Source organism: Streptomyces sp. NPDC085931 (genome assembly GCF_044540565.1).
Lineage (GTDB): Bacteria > Actinomycetota > Actinomycetes > Streptomycetales > Streptomycetaceae > Streptomyces.
Genome location: NZ_JBITSK010000003.1, coordinates 171,994 through 198,968, shown reverse-complemented (window position 1 = coordinate 198,968; position 26,975 = coordinate 171,994). Strand labels below are relative to the sequence as shown.

Genomic DNA, 26,975 nt, shown 5'->3' with positions numbered 1-26,975 from the left:
GCCGGTCTCAGCGGGAGTCGGTCTGCTGGATGCTGTCGCCGCGGTTGTTGAGGGCGATGAAGGTGCCGATGCGCCGGAAGTCGTTGATCACGCCGAAGAGGGTCTTGTTCGCCGGGAGCAGGGCCCTCAGGGCGGGCTTGTCGGCCAGCCGGGCATCCAGCAACTCCTTGTAGGCGTTGTAGACACGAGCGGTGTAGTTGGGCTCCTTCGCGGCGTTCATCCGGTAGTCGTTGGTGATCGCGATGGACGCCAGGTCCATGAGATAGCAGTCGAAGAGGTCCGTGACGTCCGAGGCCTTCGCGCCCTCTTCCCGCGACTGCGCCTGCCGGGCGAGGGCCTCGGCCATGTCCACCACGATGTCCCGGTAGATGCCGTGCCGTGTGCTGCTGGGGAAGGCGGCCATGATGTGGTCGGCCTGCCCGGCGCCCGTGGTGCTCATGGTGCGGGGCGTGGCCAGGTCCGCCAGGCCCGGCACGGGCAGCGGAATGTCCTGGAACATCGACTCCTCGTCGGGGATGTTCCCGTTGCGGGAGGCGAGGGGGTGCAGGCCGATCTCGTGGGCGAGCATGCCCATGAGGTAGCCGGTGTCGTACTTCTCGAAGTAGTAGCTGGCGAGGTTGATCTGCACGCCCTCGTCGCCCAGGTCACGCACGTCGGCGGGCGTCTCGGTCGTGCGGACGTGCAAGGTGACGCGGACGGGACGGGAGCCGACGTAGGCCCCGATGGTCGGGTGCTCCCGGAGCAGCTCGATCACCCGGACGGCCTTGTCGCGGTACTTCCCCTCGGTGTGCTTGAGGTTGGTGAACTCGTAGTTCCCCGACCGGAAGGGGGTGAGGACCGGCTGCGCGGACTCGGCGCTCCGCGGCATCCGGGCCGGCACGTCCGTGCCGGGCGTACCGCCCGCGGCGTCCTGTGCCGAGGGCAGCGAGACGGGGTCGACCCAGACGGCGGAGCGCGGGACCGGGGCGGTTCCCCCGCGGGTCTCCGCCCAGGTCCGGTCCGCGTCCGGCTCGCCGTGGCGGGGCCGGGGCTCCACCTCGCCGATCAGTGCCTGCAGCAGGTGCAGATGGCGGTCGCGCAGACCGGCCGGTGCGAGGGAGGGGTCCTCGGGGGCCTCGTCGAGGTCGCCCAGCAGGCTCCCCGGGACGTGGGGGCGGTGCGGGGCGTCGGCGTCGCGGTACTCGTCGCGCAGGCCGAGCTGGTGGGTGAGTTCGTGCACCAGCTGCACGGCGTCCGCGTCCGTCCACCAGGTCGTCTGGTCCATGGTCCGGTCGCGGCCGGCCAGGTCCACGGTCAGGTGCGGGGCCCGGCCGGTGGGGTTGGCGGCGGTGGGGTCGACCCGCTCGACGGTGACGTGGAGGCGGTCGCCGCCGGGCAGGACGTGACCGGGGGCGTTCAGGAACTCGTGCACACCCGCCTGGAGTTGAGCGAGAACCCGAGCGGCCGCGTCGTCCGGGCCGCGCAGGGCGACGCGGACGGTGAGGTCGGTGACCGGCTCTCCGTCGTAGGTGAACCGCCGTGCGTCGAAGCCCGAGTGGACGGCGAACCGCGGACGCCGGTCGCGTGCTCTGCGGGGCAGCGGAGCGCCGGGAGTGGCGTGCGACGGCGCCCGGTCCTCGCTCGCGGGGGCGAGGCGGGGGCGGGTCTCACCGGAGTCGCCGCCCTGCAGTGAGGGGGCGGTCTGGATGCTGTCGCCCTGGTTGTTGAAGGCGAAGCTGGCGCCGAGGCCGAGGAAGTTGTTGGTGACGTTGTACCAGCTCTTGTTCGCCGGCAGCAGGTCGCGTACCGGGCTGCCGGCCGGCAGCAGCGCGGCGAACTGCTCCTTGTAGGCGTTGTACACCCTGGCCGTGTACCGGGGTTCCCAGGCCGCGTCCTTGCGGCGGTCGTTGGTCACCGCGATGGTGGCCAGGTCCATCAGGTAGGTGTCGACGAGGTCGGTGACGTCCTTGGCCTTGGCCCCCTCCTCACCGTTGCGGGCATCCTCGGCGAGCCGTTCGGCCATGGTCAGGACGATGTCGCGGTAGATGCCGTGGCGGATGGTGTGCGGGAAGGCGGCCATGATGTGGTCCTCCTGTCCGGCACCCTCGGTGTTCATGAACCGGGGCTCTTTCAGGGTTTCCAGACCGGGGACCAGCAGGGGCATGCCCCGGTAGAGGTCCTCCTCCTCGGGGATCTTCGTGTTCCGGCTCGCCAGGGGGTGCAGGCCGATCTCGTGGGCGAGCATGCCCATGAGGTAGCCGGTGTCGTACTTCTCGAAGTAGTAGCTGGCGAGGTTGATGTCGACGCCGTCGGAGCCGCGGTCGATGACGTCGGCCGGGGTCTCCGTCGTCCGCACGTGCAGGGTGATGCGGACGGTCCGATCGCCCACGTAGGCGCGGATCGTGTCGTGCCCGCGCAGCAGCTCGATGATGCGGATCGCCTTGTCGCGGTACTTCTCGTTCGTGTGCTTGAGGTTGGTGAACTCGAAGTTCCCCGACTTGAACGGGGCGAGCACCGGCTCCGCGGCCGCGGGCCCGGTGTCCCGGGACTGAGGCATGCGGGGCGCGACGCCGGTGGCCGCCGGGCCGCCGTTGTCGTCGCCACTGTGCGGCAGCCGGGGGCGGGCCTGGCCGGTCGCGGAGGAGGTGGGCGACGCCGCAGGGGTGGCCGGGGCGGGCTGCTGGATGCTGTCGCCCCGGTTGTTGGTGGCGATGCTGGTGGCGAGTTGGGTGAAGTTGCGGGCGACGCCGAACAGTGTCTTGTTCGACGGCAGGAGGTCCTTCAGCGCGGTGTCGTCCCCGAGGGCGTCGCGCAGCTGGTCCTTGTAGGCGTTGTAGACGCGGGCGGTGTAGTTGGGCTCCTTGACGGCGTTGAGCCGGTAGTCGCTGGTGACCGCGATGGAGGCGAGGTCCATCAGGTAGGTGTCGAACAGGTCGGTCACGTCCTGGTTCTTCGCCCCGGGCACGCCGACGCGTGCACGCCGGGCGAGGACCTGCGCCATGTCGATGACGATGCCGCGGTAGAGGCGGTGGCGGATGGTGGCGGGGTAGGCGGCCATGATGTGGTCGCGCTGGCCCGCGGATGCGCTGTTCATGGTGCGCGGCGGGTTGAGGTCGGTCAGTCCCGGCACGGTCAGGGGCATGCCCTCATAGGCCTCTTCCTGCTCGGCGATGTTCGCGTCGCGGCTGGCGAGGGGGTGCAGGCCGATCTCGTGGGCGAGCATGCCCATGATGTAGCCGGTGTCGTACTTCTCGAAGTAGTAGCTGGCGAGGTTGATGTCGACGCCGTCGGTGCCGCGGTCGATGACGTCCGCCGGGGTCTCCGTGGTGCGCACGTGCAGGGTGATGCGGACGGTGCGGTCGCCGATGTAGTTCCTGATGGTGGTGTGTTCGTCGAGGAGTTCGGCGATGCGGACGGCCTTGTCGAGGTAGCGGTCCGTCTGGTTGAGGTTCGTGAACTCGAACCGGCCCAGCCTGAACGGCATCGCCGCCTGCGCGGGTGCCTCGGACGCGGTGTCCGTGCTCTGCGGCATGTGGGCCGGGACATCGGGACCTGCTGCGGCGTCGCCGGCCCGGGGCAGGGAGACGGGGTCGACCCACACGGACTCGCGGAGTTCGCGCACGGCCGCGTCCCGCGCCGCGGTCCAGCTCTGGTCCGTCTCCTCGTCGTCGGAGCGGGGCGCCTGGGGGACGTCGCCGATGAGGGCTGCGAGGAGGGCCAGGTGGCGCTCGCGCAGGCCGGCGGGTGCGAGGGAGGAGTCCTCGGGGGCTTCGTCGAGATCGCCGAGGAGGCTGCCCAGGACGTGGGGGCGGTGCGGGGAGTCGGCGTCGCGGTATTCGTCGCGGAGCCCGAGTTGATGGGTTAGTTCGTGCACGAGTTGCACGGGGGCCGCGTCGGTCCACCAGGTGACCTGGTCCATGGCCCTGTCGCGGCCGGTGAGGTCGACGGTCAGGTGCGGGGGTTCGCCGGTGGTGTTGCCGGGGTCGACCTGTTCGACGGTCACGTGCAGACGGTCGCCGTTGGGCAACCGGTAGGCGGGGGCGTTGAGGAACTCCTCCACGCCCTGGCTCAACTGCCGGAAGACATCGGTCGCCTGGCCCGTCCTGCCGCGCAGGGCGACGCGGACGGTGAGGTCGGTGACGGGGTCACCGCCGTGGGTGAAGCGGCGCGCGTCGAAGCCCGAGCGGACGACGAACCGGGGACGGTGATCGCGCGCTCCCCGTGACGGCGACACCACCGGCGCCGGTGTCGGTGCCGGTGCGACCGTCGTCGTGCCGCTGTCGCTCCCGGGGAGCCGGGGCTGCGCCGCATCGCCGGTGGCCGGTGCGGGACGGACGGGCTGCTGGATGCTGTCGCCGTGGTTGTTGGTGCCGACACTGGCGGCGAGTTGGGCGAAGTCGCCGAGGACGCCGAACCGTCCCTTGTCGCCGGGCAGCAATGCGCGTACGGGGCTGTCGGGCGGCAATTGGGCGGCGAACTGCTCCTTGTAGGCGTTGTAGGCCCTGGCCGTGTAGCTGGGGTCGAGGATCGCTTTGGCGCGGTGGTCGTTCGTCACCGCGATGGAGGCGAGGTCCATCAGGTAGGTGTCGATCAGGTCCGTGACGTCCTGGTTCTTGGCTCCCGGGGCGCCGGCGTGTGCACGCCGGGCGAGGACGTGGGCCATCTCGGCCACGATGTCGCGGTAGATGCCGTGCCGGATGGTGTGGGGGAAGGCGGCCATGACGTGGTCTTCCTGGCCGGCGTCCTCGGTGTTCATGAAGCGGGGGTTCTTGAGGGTCTCCAGGCCCGGGACCAGCAGGGGCATACCGCGGTAGAGGTCCTCCTCCTCGGCGATCCTGGTGTTGCCGGAGGCCAGCGGATGCAGGCCGATCTCGTGGGCGAGCATGCCCATGATGTAGCCGGTGTCGTATTTCTCGAAGTAGTAGCTGGCGAGGTTGATGTCGACGCCGTCGTCGCCGTGGTCGATGACGTCGGCCGGGGTCTCCGTCGTCCGCATGTGCAGGGTGATGCGGACGGTGCGGTCGCCGATGTAGTTCTTGATGGTGGTGTGTTCGTCGAGGAGTTCGGCGATGCGGACGGCTTTGTCGAGGTAGCGGTCGGTCTGGTTGAGGTTCGTGAACTCAAACCGGCCCAGCTTGAACGGACGCGGCTCCGGCTCCGCGGCGGCGGGAGCCGGGGCGCTGCTCTGCGGCATCCGCGGGCGGACCTCGGTAGTCGTCGTGCCGTCGGTCCGGGACTGGGGCAGCCGGGGGCGCGCTTCGCCGGACGTGCCGGCGGCCGGTGCCGGGGGAGCGGCCGGGGTGGGCTGCTGGATGCTGTCGCCGCGGTTGTTTCCGCTGACGCTGCGCGCGAGTTGGGCGAAGTCGCCGAGGACGCCGAACCGTCCCTTGTCGCCGGGCAGCAGGGCGCGTACGGGGCTGTCGGGCGGCAGTTGGGCGGCGAACTGCTCCTTGTAGGCGTTGTAGGCCTTCGCTGTGTAGCTGGGGTCGAGGATGGCCTTGGCGCGGTGGTCGTTCGTCACCGCGATGGAGGCGAGGTCCATCAGGTAGGTGTCGATCAGGTCCGTGACGTCCTGGTTCTTGGCGCCGGGCGCGCCGACGCGTGCGCGGCGGGCGAGGACGTCGGCCATGTCGATGACGATGTCGCGGTAGAGGCGGTGGCGGATGGTGGCGGGGTAGGCGGCCATGATGTGGTCGCGCTGGCCCGCGGATGCGGTGTTCATGGTGCGCGGCGGGTTGAGGTCGGTCAGTCCCGGCACGGTCAGGGGCATGCCCTCATAGGCCTCTTCCTGCTCGGCGATGTTCGCGTCGCGGCTGGCGAGGGGGTGCAGGCCGATCTCGTGGGCGAGCATGCCCATGAGGTAGCCGGTGTCGTATTTCTCGAAGTAGTAGCTGGCGAGGTTGATGTCGACGCCGTCGGTGCCGCGGTCGATGACGTCGGCCGGGGTTTCCGTGGTGCGCACGTGCAGGGTGATGCGGACGGTGCGGTCGCCGATGTAGTTCCTGATGGTGGTGTGTTCGTCGAGGAGTTCGGCGATGCGGACGGCCTTGTCGAGGTAGCGGTCGGTCTGGTTGAGATTCGTGAACTCGAACCGGCCCAGCTTGAACGGCGTCGCCGCCGGCTCCGCGGCCGGGGACGGTGTGACCGTGTCGGCGCCGGACAGCGTGCTCAGGTCGTTCGCCTCTTCCTCTCCCTGGACGGTCGGCTCGGGCGCCGGGGTGCGTGGCAGGAGGGGGACGATGTCGCCGCCCCGGCGTCGCAGGCGCAGGTGAGGGCTGTCCGAGGACGGACCGGCGTAGGTGTGGGCGGTGCCGTTCTCCTCGATCAGGGTGACGGTGGTGCCGGTCGCGGCGGCGGCCCACCGCGCCACCGCGCGGTCGGCGTCGGGACCCCACGGCGCTTGGGACAGATGGCGGCGCAGGTGCCCTTCGAGGGCCTCGGGGCTCGGGGCGGGGGTGCCCGGCCTGGTCCGCAGCGGCGGGGGTGTGAAGAGCGAGTCGCGTTCGGCCGGGTCGCCGGGCAGGCCGTTGAGGCGCATCAGCTGGGAGGGCGGGGCGCCGGCCCGGGTGCGCAGCCGGGCCGCTTCGCGGTGGTGCAGGCCGGGCTGCTCGGCGGCTTGGCGCAGAGCGGTGGAGAGCGCGCCGAAAAAGCCGTTGCCGCGGCCGCTGTGCGGACCCTGGGTGTAGGTGGCGCCGTCCGGTGCGGTGAGGACGCCGTCGCGGTCGAGGCGGTAGCGCGGGCCGGACGTCGTGGCCGGCGGCATCCAGGGCGGGGTGGCGTGGCTGTGGTGCGGGGTGGGGCGCGGGGCCGGGGTGTGAGTACCGGAGGTCGTGAGGGCGGGGGCCGGCAGCGCGGTGGTGACCGGGGGCGGGGTGCCCGGGGGCAGGGCGGCGTGGAAGAAGTCGCCGGTGGCGAAGAGGACCGGGTCGGTGGCCGGCCGTACGGTCGCCGGGTCGGTGCCGTGCGGGAGGAAGAGCTGGCTGCGGCCTTCGCCGGTGACGACGGTGAGCGGGGTGCCCAGGACGCGGGCGGCGAGCGCGGGCAGCAGGTCGGCGCCGCCGTGGTCGCCGGCGCGGCGGCCGGGCGGGGCCGGCTCGCCGTCCGCGGAGGTGGCGCCGGTGTCCTGGCCCGGTTCGCTCGCGAAGGGGCGGGACAGGGCGAGCGCGGTCAGGGCGACGCGCTGGCCGGGGGCCGGCCAGAAGGTCTGCGGGAGACGTCCGAAGGCGTCGAACTCGGCCTGCTGGGCGGGAGTGAAGCGGATTCCGGCGGCGTCGATCTCGTCCTGGGTGAAGGTGTCGGAGGCGTCCAGGGCGAGCGAGTCGAGCAGGTCCTGATTGCTGTCCTCGCCCAGTGCCCAGGCGAGGCGGTCGCGTGCGGCGCCGACGGCTTCGGCGGTGATCGCGGGATCGCCGGGCGCGGCGGTGAACCGGTCGGCGAGGTCGGTCCCGAGCAGGTGGGCCAGCCGGTCCCGGTCCGCCGCGACGGCGAGCAGGGCGTGGAAGAACGAGGCGCCGTCGTGCGGCACGTCGTGCACCTCGCGCACGGTGGCCCCGTCCGGTGAGGTGAGGGTGCGCGGCGTGGAGTCGGTGGCGGCGCTGACGGTGTAGGGAGCGGGCGCTTCGGAGCGCCAGGCCGGCTCGGTGTAAGCGGGCCGTTCCGGTGCCGGGGCGGCCGACGGACCACGGTGGTGGGCGGTCAGGCGGCTCGCGGCGAGGTGGAGGCGGTGGTGCTCGCCGGCGGCGGCGTCGGTGCGCCGCTCCCACAGGCGGACCTCGTCGCGGGCGGCCTGCCAGGCGGTGACGGCCGGTGAGGTGGGAACCGACGCCGGGTCGGCGGTGGGGTCGTCCAGCGCGGTCCGTTCCAGCGCGGTCCGTTCCAGCGCGGTCCGTTCCTGCGGGGTCAGGTCGAGCCAGGTGTCGCGGGCGCGTGCGCGGGCGTCGTAGTAGCGCTGTTCGGCCGTGGCGAGGTCGGCGGCGGCTTTCGCCTGGGCGTCCCAGGCTGCGCTCACCTCGTCCGGGTAGGTGGTGTCGTCGAGGAGGCCGTAGTCGCGGGCGATGTCCTCGCGCAGCCAGACCAGGGCGGTCGTGCGGGCCTCCGCGGCGCGGGGGCCGCGCCGGGCCTTGCCGAGGGCGTGCAGCGGGCGGCTGTCGCCCAGCTGGTGGTGCACCTCGGAGACCGCCAGCCAGCTCACCGGGACGGCGAAGAGCATGCTGCGGTCGGTGACGACCTTGACGTGGGTGCCGAGGGTGGTGTCCGCCGAGCCCTTGAGAGCGGTGCTGTCGTTCGCGCCGCCGACGGGCACCGTGGCGCCGGGGTTGGTCACGCCCGCGTTGCTGTTGCCCGCCAGCGGCGAAGTGCCCACCGCGCCCTCGACGTTGTCGGTGATGCCGGCCTCCAGCGCGTCGGAGGTCTTGCGGCGCTGCATTGCCTCCATGCGTGGCTTGTTCTCCACGGCCAGCAGGCGGGCGCCGGTGCGGTGCATCTTCGCGTAGAGGCGGGAGTCGGCGGTGTGGGACTGGCCGAAAAGGCGGGCGGAGGACTGGGTGGGCAGGGGTGAGCCGTCGGGGCCGAGTGCCTCGCGGAAGCCCGCGGTCAGACCGCCCTGGGAGGTGGCCTTCCGCTGGGCCTGGGCGGGAGCGGTGCCCAGACCGGTGAGCGGGGTGAGACGGGCCATGCGCACCTGTGCGGCGAGTTGGTCGCCGGTGTGGCGGCGGCCGAGGTCACTGTCGCCGAGACCGTCGGCGCGTGCGGTGGCGAGGGTGAGGCCGTCGTGCACGTTGGCCGCGCCGAGGATGTCGACGGCGAGGATGCCGGAGCCGATGGCGTCGTCGAAGGGGAGGACGTCGGAGTCGGGGGTGTCGGCGTCGGTGGTGGCGGGGCCCGTGGCGGTCCGGACGGTGGTGGCCGGGCCCGTGGTGGTCCGGACGGTGGTGGACCGGTCCCTGGTGGTTCCGGCGGGGATGGTGCGCCAGGCGGCGACGGCGTCGGGCCGGGCCTGGTCGGCGGTGAGCAGCGTCACCGCGCGCTCGGGTTCGGGCACGTCCTGTTCGGTGAGAGTGGCGTCGGAGCCCTCCCCGTTCGGGGTGAGCAGGCTGGCCGGGAGGATCTCGTTGAGGGTGCCGACCGAGGCGCCCACCCGGGGGGTGAGGGGGGTGCCGCTCACGTCGGCCATGGTGACGGTCAGCACGTAGCTGGTGACGATCTCGGCGTGCGCCTGCGTCGTGGCGATGTTCGGCATCGCGGTGCTGCCGTGGGTCTCGGCGCGGGCGCTGGAACGCTGTCTGGCCGCGGTGCCCTGCGCCGAAGGACTGGCGGTGAGGACGTTGACGCCGTCGCCCGCGGCGCGCTGGCTGCCGCTGAGTGTCACGTCGGCGCCCCGGTCCTGGGTGACGGAGGTGGCGGTGTCGCGGGCGATGGTGCGGTAGTCCTCCAGCTCGAAGCCGGTGCGCAGCCGCTCGACGGTGGTGGTGACCGGCGTCAGCTTGAAGTGGAGCTGCGCCGGGCTGCCGCCGACCGGCAGGTGGTGCGGGCTTCGCCAGGTACGGTGACGCACCGGCAGGGTCATCCCGTCGGTGGTCAGTTCGTGCAGGTGGGAGCGGAGGAAGTCGGGGGAGAGCCGCTGCAGGACCTGTTCGCGGTCGTGCGAGGGCACGCCGGTCTTCTCGAGCTGGGGCAGCAGGTGCTGGGCGGCGAGGCTCGCGTCGAGCCGGCCGCTGGGGTGGGTGGGGAAGCGGCGGCCGCGCAGGAAGCCGGGCAGCCGGTAGCCGCCGCCGAGGTTGCGCGGGGTGGCGGTGCCCAGGCCGTCCGGGGCGAGCCCGGTCTCGATGGCGTCCTGCATGGGAAGGTGGAACATCACCGCGTCGCGGACGCGGTGCAGCGCCGCCGCGGCACCGCGGGGGGCCAGGCGGCGGCCGAGGTGCTCCGACAGGCGTCCGGCGGCGGAGCTGATCCTGCCGCCCGCGCGGGTGCCCACCAGGCCCGTCGCGGCCGTCCAGCGGTCGCGCACCGCGACGGTCTCGACGGCGTCGGCGACCACCAGGTACATGCGTCCGGCGAAGGAGAGGGTGGTGTTGCGGCCCCGGGTGAGGGCCTGTGCCGTGCTGCGGCCGCGGCCCCAGGCGTACTGCAGCGCGGTCGTGTAGGTGCCGACCACCGGCTGCTGTCCGGGAGCCTGCTGGAGCGGCATGTCGGAGCCCTGCACGCCCACGGTGGCGTGCGAGACGGTGCTGGCACTGCCGACGACGCGGTGCTCGTTGCCGATGGTGGCTTCCAGGCTGGACGACTTGGGGTCGCTCTTGACGCGCAGGTTGTGCAGTTCGCCGCGGATCGCGGCCTTGACGTAGTGGGTCTGCAGCGGTCCCGCGCCGGTCAGGCCAGCGATGCGGGAGCCGAACGGGCCGAGGTACTGGCCGAGTTGGCTGGTCACGGAGAGGTTGGCCATGGCCCGGCGCAGTGCCGTGCGGGCCGGGGCTCCGGGCGCGCCGACGTGCCAGGACGAGCCGGTGGCGCGGTCGGCGGTGTCCTGCATGAGCTGCTGGCGCTGCGGGCCGCCCTCGGTGCTGAGGACGACGTGAGGTGCGCTCAGCAGTCTGAGGGTCAGGCGCCGGTCGGCGGAGTCCACGCGGGGCAGCGGGCGCGTGCCGTCGAGGAGCTGGTCCGCCTCGGTGGCGGAGAGCTGCCGTGGCGCTGCGGTCGCGGGAGCGGTCCCGCCGGGCGGCGGGTCGGCCGGGGCGTGGCGTTCGGAGCCGTGGGCGGCGGGCACGGCGAGTTCCACCCGGCCCACCGTCTCACTGCCCTGTGTGAACAGGGGCCGTTCCTCGACCTTGCTGACGAAGACGCCCGCACCGAGCAGGCCGACGGTGGCCAGGCGCGCCCAGCCCCGGGGCCGGCGGTGTCCCTCGAAGCCGGCGTCCAGCTCCACCCGGTAGCTGTAGAGGTCGGCGCCGTTCTGGAACGCGAGGTGGTCGTGGGTGACGGAGACGGTGTTGCGGGTGGCCTTCTGGTCGGTCCTGGCGTAGCGGGCGCCGAGGGTCACGTTGCCGGTCTGGCGGGGCAGTCCCGCCTCGGGCACCTTGTCGTGGTCGCGCGGGGAGACGCCGAGTTCGACGCCGCCCGAAAACGTGACGGAGGCCTGCTCCCCTTGGCCGGAGATCTCGGTGCCGATGACCGCGTTGCGCAGCGAACGCTCGCTCATGGTGGTCTCGAACCGCCGGTCGCTGAGCCGGGCCCGCAGGACGAGGGTGTGGTGGCCGCGGCGGACCTTGCCGTCCTCGGTGAGGGTGACCGGGACGCCGGTGGTGGTGAGGTCGTCCAGACTCTGCGCCAGGCTGGGCCGGTTGAGGGCCTCGCGGATCTGGCGGTCGTTGTGCAGCGCGGTACGCATCCGGCCGTCGCCGTACCAGAACTTGGCCAGCCGCGGGTGACGCAGCATCAGCGGCGGGACGAACAGGGTCGGGTAGGAGCGGTGCAGGGTGTCGAGGACCGCGTCCGTGAAGGCACGCAGGGGGTCCGGCGGCACGGGCTGCCCGGTGGTGTCCGCGGGTACGGGCTGTCCGGTGGTGTCCGGGGGTACGGGCTGTCCGGTCGTGTCCGGGAGTGCGGGCTGTCCGGCCGTGTCCTGCGGGGGTCGGCCCTGTTCCGGTGGTGAGTCGATGCCGGGGGCGAGAGTCGACGGGCGGTCCGGTCGGAAGCCCTCGGCGCGGACCTGACCGCTGAGGTGGACGGGGTTCTCCCGGGTGAGGTACCACGGCACGGGCGGCTCGGCGTCCGGGTGGGGCCCCGTCCGGCCGGGCGTGCGGTCGTCCCAGCCCGCCAGGCGGCGCGCGTCCTGCGTGGCCATCCAGTCCAGGCTGACGACCCGGACCGGGCGCGCCGCCGACGCCGGCTCACCGGGCATGCGCACCATCAGCGTGCGCTCGACCCGGTACAGCGCCACCGGGTGGTTGCGGATCCGGCCCGTGGTCTTGCGGGCCGCGTCGGCGCCGAGGTAGTGGCCGCGCCCGCTGGTCAGATCGGCGCGCACGAGCGGCCCGCCCTGCAGGCGTACGTCCGTCTCCGGGCCCACCAGGGTGTGGTTGGGGCCCGCGGTGACCTGGATCCCGAAGCGGGTGTCGCGGACGTGCCCGCGTTCGTTCTGGTAGGTGGTCTGCGTGAGTTCGCGCAGTTCCGCCTTGACCGACTCGGTGACCAGGGTGGCCCGGTGCGGCACCGACCGTTCGACGATCAGGTGGCCCAGCGGATGCTGACCGCTGCCCCGGGTCAGCTCGGGTCCCGTCACCGGGCCCGTCATCCGCCCGAACAGGGCGAGCAGCCGGGTGGGGCGGACGTAGGAGACCACGGTGCGGTGCGCCGAACTGCCGGGCCGGGCACCCGAGATGGCCAGCGCGATGTCCTCGGGCGGGTCGAGCAGGTGCAGGCCGGTGGTGTCGGTGACCCGAGGCTCCGCCCCGTCCGGGAAGGTGAGGGTGCGAGGAGCGCGGCGAGGGCCCTTGAAGGGCACGGTGAGGTCGTCCGGCAGCCGCCAGCTCAGTCCGTCGCGCACGCCGAAGGCCGCCGTGTGCGCCTGCGTGCGCCACCACGCCGGCTGCGGCGTCCGGGACTTCGGCTCGCCGGTCGTGCCGGCGGGTGCGGCGCCCTGGGGAGCTTCGGTGACGCGGTCCACCCGTACGCGGTAGTACACGTCGTCCAGGTGGAGGTGGGAACCCTCGTGGGCGCGCCACTCGGTCTGTTTGTACGCCTGGGTGCCCTGGGTGTAGTCGGTTCTGCGGGTCCAGCCCAGGGAGACGCCGATCTTCAGCAGCCAGTTGAGCGGGGGGCCCATGCTGAGCGCGCCGGCGACGCGGCGGCCGAAGCCGACGCTGCGTCCGCCGCCGGTGCCTGCCTGGCCGCGCCGCATGGTGTCCACGCGGACCGTGCCGCCGTCGACGTCGGAGAAGCGTTCCCAGCGGTGGTACGGAACGGCCTCGACGGTCATCTCCAGGCCGACGCCGGACTTCTCCCGTCCGACGAGGCGGGCACCGCGTGGGGCGGTGAAGGCGCTGGGCTGGTCGTGCAGCAGGCGCAGCAGCTCCGCCTCGTCGAAGCGGGAGCGCAGGTGCTTGGGCAGCGTGTCCATGATCTGCCGGGCCACCAGCTCGGGCGAGCGGAGTGTGGTGACGCCGGGACCGGTGAACAGACCGGCGGGGCCGGTGCGTTGCGGCCCGCCCGCCGGAGTGCCGGGGTCAGGGCCGGGATCGGCGGCGGGGTGGAGCAGGACCGTGGGCAGCCGGCTGCCGTCGGAGAAGGCGACGGTGCGGGGCGCGGGACCCGGCGGCGGGGCGTCCTGACCGGTGAGCAGACGGGCGGGGCGGTGTCGTTCGAGCTGGGTCTCCAGCGGGACCGGATCACCCCGGTCCCCGGTCTCTCCCGGACCGTCGTCGGCCGTCTGCGCGGCGGGCCGGGTGCCCTCGTACGGCGCGGGGTCGGGGGTCTGCTGGGGCGGGTCCTGGGGGAGCGGTGGTGAAGTGGCCGGGTCCGCCGCGGGCGGAGGCGGGGCAGGGGCCGGGACCAGGGCGTCGAAGTGGTCGGTGCCGTTGTAGGCCAGGTGCAGGGTGCCGCCGCTGCCGCCGGGATGCAGCGAGGTGACGGTCGAGCCGCCGGTGCGCGGGTCGGGCTGCACCAGTCGCAGATCCAGGTCCAGGGTGTGGGCCAGGGCTTCGGGGAGCAGGTCGGCGAAGGGGGAGGCCCACAGACCGGGGTGCTCGGCGGCCGCGGCGACCAGGGCGCCCGGGCCGAGGCGGCGGGCCTCGGCGGGTGTGGGGGCGAGGTCGGCGAGCCGGGGGTAGCCACCGGCGCGCAGGACCTGCCGCCACGTCTCGGGGTCGCCCTGGGTGACGACGGCCCGGGCGATGTCGTTCCACTCGGCGGTGACGCTGGCGCGTTCGCCGGCGTCGGTCACACCCGCCAGGGCCCGCACCCGCAGGTCGTCCACGACGGAGAACACCGGGTCCGGGAACGCCAGGGCGGCGGCGGTGCCCAGCTCGCTGCCGGCGATCCGGTCGCGCAGCAGGCGGCGCAGGCCGGCGATGTCCCGTGCGGCCCACGCGGGCGGCACCGGCCGGCTGCGGGCGCTGTCGAGCAGTGCCCTGAAGAGGCAGTTGCCGCCGCCGGGGGTGTCCAGCCGGGCGAAGACCTGGCCGTCGGCGTGCACCCTGGGGGCCGCTTCCATGCCCGCCTTGTCGAGAGTCAGGTCCTCGGCGGGGCTCTCCGGCCGACCCGGCGCCCGGGCCAGGTCGGGCCTGCGGCGGGCGAGTTCGGCGGTGTCCTCGGGGCTGAGGGACAGTTCCGAGAGCGGCAGCGGAGCGTCGGACAGCGACCAGGTGATCTGCGCGGAGGGCGCGTAGGCCAGCCCCTGCACGTCCTGCGGTGAGACGAGGGTGCTGGGCGGGAGCACGGGCGGCGGCGGGGGCAGCAGGACGTCGAGGGTGGCCTCGTCGCCCGCGGTGGAGCGCAGGCCGGCCGCGGCGCGCAGGAACCGGGTGTACTGCTCGGGAGTGGGCCCGGTACCGGGATCGGCGGAGGTGGCGTCGTGGGTGGTGCCGCTCCAGTCGGTGACCATCCGGCGGAGCAGGTCGGGGGTCATACGGCCGTCGCCGTAGCGGGGCGCGGTGTCGGGGCCGCGCCAGCGCAGGCTGTCCACCAGGGCGAGACCGGCGAGCAACTCGCGGTTCTCCGGTTGCTGTTCGGCGTCGGGGCCCAGGGCGTCGCGCAGAGTGCGGATCTGCTGGAGGGTGCGGGCGAGGGTGAAGGCATCGGCCGGCTCGGGCCCGGCGTGCAATCCGGCGTCACGGGCCAGTTCTTCCAGACGGGCGCCGCTGGGCTCGGGGGTGAACAGCCGCCAGCGGCCCGGCCCGTCGGGCCCCTCGGTGAGGACGGCGCGGACTTGGCCGTCGCGGTCGCGCGCGGTGCCGGCCTCGGTCGTCGGGGCGTACACCGGCCGGCCCGTGCGGTTGGCGACGTGCTGGGCCACGGGCAGGCCCGCGATCTGCGGCTGCCGTCCCGTCTCGCAGGAGAACAGCACGATCGGCCGGGTCGGATCGCCGTCCCGGGACCAGGACTTGAGGACTTCGCCGAGCTGGACGCCGCTCACCTTCACGGTGGGGTGCGCGGCATCGTCGGTGCCGAGCGTGACGGAACGGGGGGTGCCGTGCCCGGCGAAGTAGTCGGCGCCGTCCTCCGTGCCGGAGCCGGGCAGCGGGGTGGGCGGGCCGGTGAAGACGGTCCGGGACGCGGGAGGTGTGGTCTCGGGGGCGGGCGCGGGAAGAGCGGAAGTGGTGCGCACACGGCGGAAGGTGTCCTGGTCGAGGAGTGCGCGGCGCCCCTCGCCGTGCGCCGTCCCGTCCTCGGCGGGGCTCTGCGAGACGGTCAACGTCCTCACGGCGCGGCCGGGTCGCGGCTGTGTCGCGGGGTCGGGCATCCAGCGGCGCAGCTGTGCGACGGGCACGGTGTGGCCGGTGAGGGTGGTGACGACCGGCCCTGCCGAGGGCCGTGCCGTCGTGCTGTCGCTGCCGGGCGTGCTGTCCGCCGGCCGCACGATGACACGGGCGGGCGCCCGGGTGGCAGGAGCGGGGGAGTGCGAGGACTCCTTGTGCGCTGGCGGAGAGGGCGGTGGCGGGGTGCTGCCGTCGCCGGACTCGAGGTGGAGGTCGGTGGCGGGTTCGGCCCATGGGCGCGAGAAGGTGGCGAGCTTGGCCGCGGCGGGCACGTCGACGGCCGTGTCCACCGTCGTCCGGGGGTCGTGGGCCGGGGGCTTGGCCTCGGGCGGCACCTTCGCGGACAGCGGATCCACGGCCGGGGTCGTGGACTGGCTGCGCGGAGGCTTCTCACTCGGCGGGGGCGTGGGTTCGGCGCCGTCCGACCTGGTGGTGGGGAGGTCCGGTCCGCTCTCGGTCGCGGGCCGGGACGCGGGACCGGTGGGAGCGGCTGCCCCGAGGGCGTCGGCGAGGGGCAGCAGCACGTCGGAGCCCGGGAAGGCGGGGATGCGGTCCGTATCCGCATCCGCATCCGTGTCCGCGTCAGTGTCCGAACCCGTGATCGTGTCCGTGTCCGCATCCGCTTCGGGGGTGGTCGGCGGGCCGGTGAGCCGGCGTACCTGGACGGGCCGGTCCGGCCCTTCGCGGGTGAGCTCGACGGCCGCGCGCACCGGACGCGCCGCTCCGTCCGCAGCGGTCGGCGGCCCGAGCACGACGGCCCGGTCGGTACCGGCGCCGTCCAGCAGGGCTGCGGCTTCGGGCGAGCCCTGCACCGGCGGCGGCTGCTCGGAGACGACCACGGTGAACGGCGCCCGACCGGGCTCGCCGGGGACGGGGCCGGAGTTCGCGTCGGCGGTGTCGGAGGAACTGGTCGTCGTCACCTTCGGCGGTGCGGACGCCAGGTCGGCGACGGCATCGGGGGAGGGCCGCGCCGAGCCGCTCGTGGCGGTCCCGGCCGGTCCCGTCGACGTGTCGGGCCGGGTGATGCGGGGGGAGTCGTCGCCGGTGGGGGGAGCGGCTCGGCCCTGGTCCGGACTGTCGCTCCCTTCCGGTGACTGCTCCGGCAGCGAGACGGTCTGCTCGCCGTCGGTCGCGGAAGGGATGCCGTCCGGTGTGCGGGCGCCTGGGGACGACGCCGATGAGGGGGCCGGGGTGCCTCCGGTGGGGGTGGCGCCCGGCTTGGTGCCGGTACCCGTGCCGGTGCCGGTGCCGGTGCCGGTGCCGGTACCCGTGCCCGTGCCGGTGCCTGACTGCGTGCCGGTGGTGGGCGAGTTGACGGTGGCGGGACCCGTCGCCGTCTGCGGCGGAGGCATCTGCGCCTGCCCCTGCCCTTGGCCCTGCCCCTGCCCTTGGCCCTGGCCCGGGTCCTGGCCCTGGCCCTGGTAGCGGTTCTGGTCGACTTGGGCGACCGGCGTGTCCGTGGACGGCGGCGCGTCGACCGTGACCGTCACGCCGAGCGAGTCGAGGGCACGCCGTACGCCGTCGGCGTCGACCCGGACAGCCGGGCTGTCTCCAGCGGTAACCACCCGCACCTCGGGTCGCTGCGCCAAGTGGTGCTGCAGGGCGTCGCGCACGCCGATCTCGGTGCCGCCGGGGGCCTGGGTGCCGCGCAGCGCGGCGATGTCGTGCAGCGCCTGCTCGCGTATCTCGGGTGTGCCGAGGTGGACCTGCTGCCACAGCGCGTTCTCGGCGGCGGTCACCGGCAGCGGGCCGGGGGAGTACGCCGGCGGGTCCACGCTCGTGTACGGCGGCGGGGGCGTGTCCAGGGCGGCCTCGGCGGACGGCGAGAGGTTGCCGTCCAGGGCGTCCGAGCCGGTGGCCGGCGTGGGGGCGGGCGTGGAGGTGCCGCCGCCGGGGGCGTCCTGGGAGGAGCCGCCGGTGCGGTCGCTCCCGCCGTCGCCGGCGCGGGAGCGCGTGGCATCGGCGGTGTCCTGGCCGCCCCCCGAGACGGTGGGGGGCCGGAGGCGCAACGTGTCGATGGCGTGGCGCAGTTCCGCGGCGCTGTTGATGGCGGTGTCCGTGAGGGTCGCCTCGACCTGGCTGCTGAGGCCCGCGCCGACGAAGGTCGACCAGCTGGTGGACCAGTCACCGTCGAAGGCACCCTTGACGAGGATCTCCGCGAGCGCTTCACCGGAGCCGGCGGCGAGGAAGTCGGCGGTGCCCTTCAGCCCGTAGTGGCCGGCCAGCGCGCCCGGGCGGTCGGCGTTGTGACGCAGCAGTTGGTTGTTGCGCCACAGGGTGGGGTTGTTCCGGAAGGAGAGGGGGCCGTCCCGGAAGGTGGTCGGGGTGTCGCGGTGCGGGGTCGGGCCGTTCGGGGACGGATCCGGGCCGGGGCGGCCCTTAGGCGTGTGGTCGAGGTGAGGGCCCGGGCCGCCCTTCAGGTCCAGGTTCGGGGGGTTCTTGAAGGTGCCGTCAGGGCCGTTCTTCAGGAAGTTGTGGTCGTAGCTTCTGACGATGCTCTTCGCGAGGTCGTCGAAGATGCTGGTGAAGAGGCCCGCGGCGGCGCCGAAGGCGGCGGACTTGAGGATGTCGTTCCAGTCGAAGCCGTCCGGTCGGCGGCCGTCGGGGGCGAAGTTCATCATCGCCAGCCGCACCGCGAAGGTGGTGAACGCCTCGGCGAAGGCCTCCGTCAGGGACGGCGCCAGGTGCAGCCGCTGCAGCAGATGGCTGAGCGTGGTGAGGATCATGAAGCGGCTGCGCAGCTTCGCCATCATGATCTGACTGGCCGAGGCGCCTCCGGTGAAGAACGACATTGCCAGGTAGATGGCGATCTCGATGAGCAGCCGGATGACCTCGGCGATGACCTGCCACTTGGACTCCATGATGTCCATGGAGGTCTTGCGCCGCCCCTCGGCGATCTTGTCGAGCTGCTCGGCGAACTCGCGCAGGTAGTTCTTGCCGCCGTCGTCGATCAGCATGCCCATCGCCTTGGCGTACGACTTGGCCAGGTCGTCCGGCATGGACTCGGCGATGTCGTGGATCGACTTCTCGATCAGGGAGGAGAGCCGGTCGAGCTTGCGGCCCAGCCCGGAGTAGGGCGTGCGGCTGTCGTAGGCCAGGTCCTCGTCGGCGTCGATGAGCTTCTCCCCGGTGAGGATGAAGATCATCGCGTTGACCTCGGGCGATGCCTGCAGACTCATCGGGGGCCGTCCTGAACGGTGTGCGGGCAGCCCGGGGCGGCCGCTCCCGGTGCGGTCCGGGAGCGGCCGGTGCGGCTCGGGTCAGCGGCGGCCATGCCCGGTGGGGCCCCCGTCGCCGTTCAGCCCGTCGGTCTCGATCCGGCTGTTGCGCTGCTCGATGCCCTCGATGTTGCGGTCCCGGGTGTCCTTCATCATCCGCACCTGGCTCAGGGTCGCGTCGGTGATGCCCACCAGGGCGTCCCGGATGGACATCATGGTGTCCTTGGTCGTCTGCCGTTCCTTCTGCTCCTGCGGCTTGGCCTTCTCGGCGAACTCCCCCTCGGTGCCGGGCCAGCGGACGGTCGGCGCCAGCTCGTCGAGGAACTCCTCGGTCATGCTCCGGGCGAGGGAGCCTATCTCCTCCAACTGCCCGGCCAGCGCCTCGATGCGGTGCGGGTCGACGTAGTAACGCTGCCCCATCGCTCAGTCCTCCCCGTCCTCGTCGAGCGCGTCCCGCCAGGCGGGGCCCTGCTCGGCGGTGCGTGCCGTGTCCTCGTCGTCGTCGCGCAGCACCTCCGGGCCGAAGATCCGCTCCCAGTCGACCTCGAAGCCCTTCAGCTCGGGGACGTTGCTGCTGGCCTCGGTGAAGGGGGCCAGCGCCTTCATCACGTGCCGGTTCATCTTCAGCCGCGCCGCACCGGCCGCCTCCAGAACGCTGGCGGCCAGCTCCTGCGGCGACATGTCGCGGTACTTGTGCTCCAGGAACTCGATCCCGGTCAGCTCGCCCTGCGGGCCCACGGTCGCCCGGACCGCCCGGTCGGAGGAGAGCACCGCGAACGACGCCTGCCGCAGCTCCCGTTCGGTGCGTGCCACCGCCTCCTGGGCGGCCTGGAGCTCGGCCATCGCCTTCTCCAGGCGCTTCTCCAGCGGTTCCGTCACACTCGCCCCTCCCTTCTGCGTCCATTCGTCCGTGCGGACGTTCCTCGGCCACTCGGTCCGGCCACCCGGACCGTCAACCGTCCTGGTGATCTTGCCTTGTTGCGCTCCCGCCGCGAAAGCCGGGTCGCTCGACGGCGTTCTGACCGCGCCGGTCACCGGCCGATGACGGCCGGCGCCCCGCCCTCGTCGGTGCCCCACACGTCCGCGTCCTCCTCCAGGTAGTCGGCGGACGTGGTGGACCTGCGGCCCGGTTCCGCCTCCTGCTCGGGGGACTCACCGCCGGTGGTCGCCACCCGGGAGGCCGGCGCGAGGAAGGTGTCGTCGTCCTCCTGGCGGTTCCACGGGCTGCGCCGGCGGCGGTTGCGCCGCTCGCTCTCCTCGGCCGCGTCGACGAGGACGGCACGCACCCGCTCGCCGTTGCCCCGCTCACCGCCCGCGCCCATGCCGCCCATACCGCCCATGGGCATGCCGGGACTGCCGGGCATGCCAGGGCTGCCCGGGGCACCGGCCAGGGCGGCCGGACCGAGCGGGGTGGCCTGGCTCTCCGCGAGCGGGGCGGCACCGGAACCGTCCACCGGGAAGGAGTCGCCCGCAAAGAGGCCGCCGGGAGCCGCGGTGGCGGTGCCGGCGGAGAAGCCGCTGCCTCCGCCCAGTCCCAGCTCGGACAGCGGCACGTTCCGGGAGCTGGTGAGGTCGCTCCCGCCCCCTGTCGTGTTCAGGCCGTCCAGGCGGTCGAGGTCGTCGAGGACGTCCGAACGGCCGCCGTCGCCCCGCGCGTTGAGGTCGTGCAGGTCCACGGTCTCGGTGCGGCCCTGCGGATCGGTGACCGTGGCGACACCGGTGTCCGGGTCGATGACCTGGGTGCTGCCGTCCGGGAAGGTCGTGGTGAGCATCCCGTTGTCCAGGAGCGTGGTGGAGCCGTCCGGGTTCGTGACCTTCGCCCCGTGGGTGAGGTCGGTGGTCGTGGTGGTGCCGTCCGGGTGGGTGGTGGTGAGCATCCCGTTGTCCGGGTCGAAGAGGCTCTCGCTGCCGTCCCGGAACGTGGTGGCGAAGTCACCGTCGGCGTCGAGCGAGGTGTGCCCCCCGGTCGGCGTCTCCAGGCCGGAGCGGTCGACGTCGAAGCCGTTCAGCTCGCCGAACTCCCCGAGCGACTCGGTCGTGACCTCGTCGAGGCCTCCGAGGTCGCCCAGATCCCCGAGATCCCCGAGATCATCGAGCTGATTCTGGGCGTTCAGGTTCCCCAGGTCGCCGAGGTTCTCGGTGGTGGTCGTCCCGTCCGGGCGGGTGGTGGTCGCCTGGCCGGTGTCGGGGTCGACGGTCTGGGTGGTGCCGTCGGGGAAGGTGGTGGTCAGCTTTCCGTCGTCGCCCAGGGTGGTGGTCGAGCCGTCGGGGTTGGTGACGGTGGCGCCGTTGCCGAGGTCGGTGGTGGTGACGGAGCCGTCGGGCGCGGTGGTGGTGAGCACACCGGTGTCCGGGTCGAAGGAGGAGCGTCCGCCGTCGGGGAACTCGGTGGTCAGGTCGCCGCCGCTGGTGAGCTGCGCGTTGCCGCCGGTCGGGGTGTCGAGCACCCCGTCGCCGCCGTTGATGCCTGCGAGGCTGCCCAGATCCGTGGTCGTGGTGGTCCCGTCCGGGCGGGTGGTGGTCGCCTGGCCGGTGTCGGGGTCGACGGTCTGGGTGGTGCCGTCGGGGAAGGTGGTGGTCAGCTTTCCGTCGTCGCCCAGGGTGGTGGTCGAGCCGTCGGGGTTGGTGACGGTGGCGCCGTTGCCGAGGTCGGTGGTGGTGACGGAGCCGTCGGGCGCGGTGGTGGTGAGCACACCGGTGTCCGGGTCGAAGGAGGTGCTGCTGCCGTCCGGGAAACCGGTGGTGAGCTTGCCGCCGTCGAGCTGGGTGCTGCCTCCGGTCGGCGTACGCAGGGAGGCGCCGGGGTTGTTGTTCAGCGCGCCGAGGTTGCCGAGGCTCTGGGTGATCGCGTCGTCGGCCGCGGTGTTGTTCGTTCCGGCCGGGCCGTTGTTGAGCGCGCCGAGGTTGCCCAGGTTCGTGACCGGGGGGACACCGCCCGGCGTGCCCTGGCCGTCGCCGCCCGTGCCGTTGACGTCGCCGAGGCTCTCGGTGACCGGGATGTTCTGGTTCAGCAGCTCGTCGAGGCTGCCGAGGTTCTGCTGCGGTCCGTTGGGGTCGTTCAGTCCGCCGAGGCTCTCCTCCATGGCCTTGCGCTGCTCCTCGGCCTCGCGCTTGGCCTCCTCCTGCTCACGCTTCTGCTCCTCGCGCAACTCGTCGGCGTACTTCTTGTCCTCGTCGCGCTGCTGGTTCTGCTCGTTGCGCAGGTCCTCCTGGTACTTCCTGGCCTCGTCCTGCTCGCGCTGCTGCTCGGCGCGCAGTTCGTCCTGGTACCTCTTGGCCTCGTCCTGCTCGCGCTGCTGCTCGGCACGCAGTTCGTCCTGGTACTTCTTGTCCTCCTCCCGCTGCCGGTTCTGCTCGGCCCGCAGCTCCTCCTGGTACTTCCTGTCCTCCTCGCGCTGGCGCTCCTGCTCCGCGCGCAGCTCGTCCTGGTACTTGCGGTTCTCCTCGTTCTGCCGGTTGATCTCCCGCTTCTCGTCCTCCAGCTTCTTCCGCTCGTAGTCGTCCGCGGCCGTGGTGGTCGACTTCGGTTCGGGCAGGTTCTCCGAGAAGTCCTTGCCCAGATCCAGGAAGTGGTTGTTGAGCGAGGACTGCACCTGGGCGGCGGGCTTGCCCAGATACTCGTCGACGCCCTGGGTCCAGATCTTGACCGCCTTGTCGCCCACCTTCGCCCAGTTGGCGATGTCGGTGAGGTCGCCGTACTCCGGGTGCTCCTGGAGGAAGCCGGCCTGGGGCGTGTGGTAGGTGGAGCTGCTGTAGCGCGAGTACGACACCTTGATGTCGGTCTTGGCGACGTTGTTCGCGTCCACCCACTGGGCGAGGTCGTCCAGCACGTAGCGCAGCACCTGGTGCGGGTCGTAGTACGGGGACTTGGCCCAGTCGAGCCACGCCTTCAGCAGGGTGTCGGCGGCGTCCTCCAGGTACGTGCGGCCCAGGGACAGGGCGCGGGAGTAGACCGTGTTGCCCGTACCGGTCTCGCTGCCGGAGCCAGGGTTGGAGTTGAACGTCTCGACGTAGTTGTCGTAGTTCTCGCGGATCTTCTTCAGCAGGCTGCGGAAGACCTCGGCCGCCTCCCCCTTCCAACTGGCGTCGTCCCGGCCGAAGCGGTCCTCCCAGTCCTTCAGCACCACCGCGTGGTCCCTGAAGAACTTGGCCGCGTAGTCGAAGGACTCACCGGCGGTGTCGAAGGAGTTCAGGTCGACCACGTCGCCGCCGCCGACGCCGAGGTTGCTGAAGCGGGCGTCCTGGGTGCTGCCGCCGAGCAGGGCGAGGAGCGCCGCCCGCGGCCCGTTCATGTACCGGGCGAGCGGGATCGTGCTCATCTTGTCCTTGTTGTAGTCCGTGAACTCGTTGCCCTCACGGACCTGGGCGTCGTGCACGTTGTCGGCGTTGGGGTTGGCGAAGATGATCTCCTCGCCGGCCTTCACGCGGCCTTCGAAGACGATCCGGGCCTGCTTGATCTGGGTCTTCTTGCCCCGGTCGAAGAACCAGATGTCGTAGTCCTCACCGGTGTTCACCAGGAAGCCGGAGTCCTTGACGAGCAGGCTCAGGCTGCGGTCCTTGATGTCCATCCGGAAGAGCTTGCCGCCGTGGTCCGAGCGCAGGGTGTCGAAGATCGTGGCGCGGTCGGGCACCGGATAGCCGGTGATGTGGGTGACCAGGGTGGCCCAGGTGTCGGACGACGAATCGCCGGCGTTGTCGAACTTGTCGAGGTTCGCAACGGAGTTGGGATCGTACCGATCGGCCACCGGGGCGCCCTTTCTGGTCGGTGCCTGTCATCCGTGCCGGTGCACGGCGTCCTCGTGCCGTGTGCGGCCGGGAGTGCCACGGGGCGTGCCTGCCTTTCCGGGAGCGGGCCGGCACACGCGTTGTGATGTCAGGTCTCGTCGTCGGTACCGCCGGAACCGCCGGCGGTGAGGGTGTCGACCTCTTCGAAGGTCATGAGCAGCGTCTGCGCGTCGATGGCGGTGAGGTTCTTGTCCTTGGTCTTGTTGGCCTCGTCGATGGTGTCGCTCAGGGCCTCCTTGAGCTCCTTGAAGAGCTCCATCTGGTCGCCGAGGAGCTTGTCGATCGACTCGGCCGCGGCCCGCACGTCCTCGATCAGCTTCGGGCCGGAGACCAGCGGCTCGGTGACCATCTTGCCGATGCGCAGGAGCTGCTGGTTCTGGTCCAGGTTGCCCGGGGTGGTGTGCCCGTCGATGAGCTGGCCGAGCGGGCGGATGTGGGCCCCGTCGCCGTCCTCGCGGTGCTTCTTCGCGGCGGTGTACACCGGCTGCACCTCGTTGTCCCGGAAGTTCTCCATCTGCTTGAGATCAAAGTGCTTGACGTCGGCCTTCTCACCGGCCATGGGACGTCCTCCTGCGACTGCGACTTGGTGCCGGACGGGGGGCGGGCGACACCGGTACGGCCGGCCGCCGTGCGGCGCGCGGCAGGCCGTAGCGATGAGGGGGCCGGACCCGGGCTAACGGGCCCGGACGTTGCCCCAGTTGTCGGCGCTGCGGCGCTCGTCACGGGAGTGGTTGTCGTGGATGCTCTGGATCAGATCGCCGCTGTCGCCGAGCAGCATGGCCATGTTCTTGGTGGCCTGGTCCCACTCTGCCTGCACCTGGAGGTACATCTCCTGGTCGGAACCCTCCCAGGAGCTGACGAGCGGCTTGAGCTCGTCCTCCAGGGTGTTGAGGGTGTTGATGATCTGCTGGGTCTGGTCCCGCAGATCCTCGATGGCCCGCTGGACCACGGGATACTGCACGTCGATGATGCCGTCTGCCATGACGTCTCCTCTCGGGTGGCCGGGCGCCCTGGCCCGGAAAGCTCACGGGGTCCGGCCTCGTCCTGGAGGGCCGACGCCGGAGGGGGAAGTCAGAGCAGTGCTTCGAAGACGCCCTGGGTGGTCTTGCTGTTGAGGACCTCGGTCAGGTCCTGGTTCTCCTTGGCCAGACGGTCCGCGGAGGTCACGTTCTCCTGGAGCGCGTCGATCATCTTGCTGATCTGGACGACGACCTTCTGCGCCTCGCTGTTCCAGCTGCGGAAGAGCTTCAGCAGGGCCTGGCCCTCGTCGCCGCCGACACCCGAACGAGCGGCCAGTTCGGCCACGTTGGCCTGGATCTTCTCGACCTGGGTCCGGGCCGACTCCAGGGACGAGACGCCCCCCAAGCCCTTGGCGTAATCCGCTTTCCTCGCGGCACTGTCCGCCACGTCGCGCTCCCTTCGTTCGAGCAGGTCCTGATCACCACGTTGCTCGCCGAGGCTAAAGAGAACCTCGTGTTCCGCGCAACGCGTGCAGGATTCTTTTTGTGCTTCGGTCGCTTCCTCAAGGACCATACATACAAGTCGAGTTGCGGGGAGGTTTCGCCGGGGTGAAGGTATCGGCTTCCCGGGCCGACGGGTTCACGGCCGATTTTCCCATGTGACGCGTGATGCGGGCATGAAGCGGGCACGCGGGGCGGCAAACGGTCATCGCGACGGTGTGTTTTCCGACATGTCCGCGCAGCCCGCGGTGATTTTCCGGGAGTGCCCTTCGGTATTCTCTGAGCTTGATCTGAGCTTTCTTCCCGACTCCGGGCATTCCTCGTGACGCCGTGCGGCGGGCGCGGCGGCCGGTCGCCGGTGTTTCCCGCGCCCGGAGCGCGCGCCCGGGCCCGCCGATCACACGCCATGGAGGCTCAATTCGGCCGGAATTCTCCCTCGGCGCCGCCCCATTCCTTTTCCTTCGGTGCGTACGGGTCCCTTGTCCGGATCACTGCGAGGTGCCGACTGTGTCGGCCTTGTCCGCCCCGCCCTCCGCCGTGCGCCGGCCCGTCCCCTCACCGGCCGTACACGCCGGGGCCGTGACCCTGGTCCTGGCCGCCCCTGAGGCGGCGGCCGGATCCAGGTCCGCACCGGTCGGGAAGGAGGCCAGCAGCGGTGCCGGCACCGAGTCGATGTCCCCGGTCCCGTAACCGAGCGCCGACAGCGCGTCCTTGGAGGCGATCCGGTACTTCACACCGTTGTCGGCCACCAGGTAGGTGGTGCCGGCGTGCGCGGCCCCGCTCGCGTGCAGCGCCCGGACCAGGGCACCGCGCCCCGGCCGTACGACCGCCGCGTCCGGCGGCGCGCAGGCGGGTTCCAGCGGCTCGTCGGTGCCCTCCGGCACGGCCACGGGGGTGAGCCGGGACAAGGGCACCAGCACCGAGCTGATGCGGACGCCGCCGTCGGCGCCGTCCACCTTCGCGCACAGCGCGCTGCCCCGCGGTGTGGACAGCGCCGCGGGCGGGGCGTCCGGCAGCTCCGCGGACCCGGCCGGGGGCGCGTCCTTCGCCCGGTGCTCGCGCAGGGTGTCCGCGCCGACCGTGCGCACCTCGGGCGACTTCCCCTGGTAGGCGTCCTCCTGAGTGGCCGGATCACCCAGCACCAGGGCGGCGCCGAGCCGGGTCAGCGGCACCAGGCCGCCCTTCTGCAGCAGGTGGTACGTGCTGTCCCCGCCGGGCACGCTCACCTTGAACAGCTGGCCGATCCGGCTGGCCTCGCCGCCGAGTTCGGGGCCGGGCGCACCGCGCCCGGGCACCTCGGGCGGGCTCAGGGCGGGACCGGGAGCCAGCGCGTCGAGGAAGGCCGCGGAGACCGGCATCGGCCGCTCGGAGCCGTAGCCGAGGGCGTTGCGGGCGTCGGAGGCGCGGTCCAGCGGCAGCCTGCTGCCCCGCCACACCAGGTACTCCACGCCGTCGGGGCCGCGCACCAGCACCGCCCGGTCGCCGTCCACCGCGCGGGAGTCCACCGGCGCCCCGGCGACCACCGTGGTGGCGCCGGGCTCGTTCACCCCCGTGTCCGTCGCCGCCGAAGAGGTGCTGGGCAGCGCCCCCTGCGGCCCGGTGACGCACATGTGCCAGGCCCCGTCGTCCAGTTGACCGGCGCCGGGCACGGTGTCCGGGGCGCCGGGGATGCCGACCGGGGCGCCCACCGGGGTGTCCCGCAGCGAGGCGGTGCCCACGTCGCTGGTCTCCAGGTCGGAGCCGCCGATCAGCCGGGCGGAGGCGTAGTTGCGCACCGGGTGCAGCACCCCGTCGGTGCCCGTCCACAGGTAGCGGGCACCGGTGTCCCGGTTGATCACCAGGTGCTCGCCGTCGCGCCAGCCGTCGTTGCCGCCGGGGCGCAGCAGGCCGTAGACGGTCGCCCCGGCGCCGATCAGGACGGTGAACAGCACGCCGAACACCACACCGCGGGTGGTCCGTCCGAGCGGGCTCTCCGGGGCGTCCGGGTCGGCCGTCAGCAGGCCCGAGCTGAGCCTGCCCATCATGAAAGCGTGGGCCTGTACCTGGTCGCGCTTGGACTGCAC

Annotated in this window: 8 protein-coding genes; all 8 read right to left on the bottom strand. The window is 72.5% G+C overall.

What is annotated here, in order from left to right:
* Positions 1-7: 7 nt before the first annotated feature.
* Positions 8-18,628 (bottom strand): WXG100-like domain-containing protein, encoded by an 18,621-nt coding sequence (locus tag ACIGAN_RS06985; protein ID WP_399855636.1) that lies wholly within the window; start codon positions 18,626-18,628, stop codon positions 8-10.
* Positions 18,629-18,709: 81 nt separating this feature from the next.
* Positions 18,710-19,087: a hypothetical protein gene (locus ACIGAN_RS06980; protein ID WP_365099061.1), complete on the bottom strand. Its 378-nt coding sequence runs from the start codon at positions 19,085-19,087 to the stop codon at positions 18,710-18,712.
* 3 nt (positions 19,088-19,090) lie between these two features.
* Positions 19,091-19,546 (bottom strand): YbaB/EbfC family nucleoid-associated protein, encoded by a 456-nt coding sequence (locus tag ACIGAN_RS06975; protein ID WP_399855633.1) that lies wholly within the window; start codon positions 19,544-19,546, stop codon positions 19,091-19,093.
* A gap of 152 nt (positions 19,547-19,698) precedes the next feature.
* Positions 19,699-23,412, bottom strand: a complete 3,714-nt coding sequence (locus tag ACIGAN_RS06970) for an AAWKG family protein (protein WP_399855631.1) — start codon at positions 23,410-23,412, stop codon at positions 19,699-19,701.
* Between the two features lie 128 nt (positions 23,413-23,540).
* Positions 23,541-24,011 carry a type VII secretion system-associated protein gene (locus ACIGAN_RS06965; RefSeq protein WP_365099064.1) on the bottom strand — a complete coding sequence of 157 codons (471 nt, stop codon included), beginning with the start codon at positions 24,009-24,011 and terminating at the stop codon, positions 23,541-23,543.
* A 114-nt stretch (positions 24,012-24,125) separates the two neighbouring features.
* Positions 24,126-24,434, bottom strand: coding sequence for a WXG100 family type VII secretion target (locus ACIGAN_RS06960; RefSeq protein ID WP_365099065.1), 309 nt, complete (start codon positions 24,432-24,434; stop codon positions 24,126-24,128).
* An 89-nt stretch (positions 24,435-24,523) separates the two neighbouring features.
* Positions 24,524-24,859, bottom strand: a complete 336-nt coding sequence (locus ACIGAN_RS06955; protein WP_365099066.1) for a hypothetical protein — start codon at positions 24,857-24,859, stop codon at positions 24,524-24,526.
* 541 nt (positions 24,860-25,400) lie between these two features.
* Complete coding sequence (eccB, locus tag ACIGAN_RS06950; RefSeq protein ID WP_399855627.1) at positions 25,401-26,975, bottom strand: type VII secretion protein EccB; 1,575 nt, start codon at positions 26,973-26,975, stop codon at positions 25,401-25,403.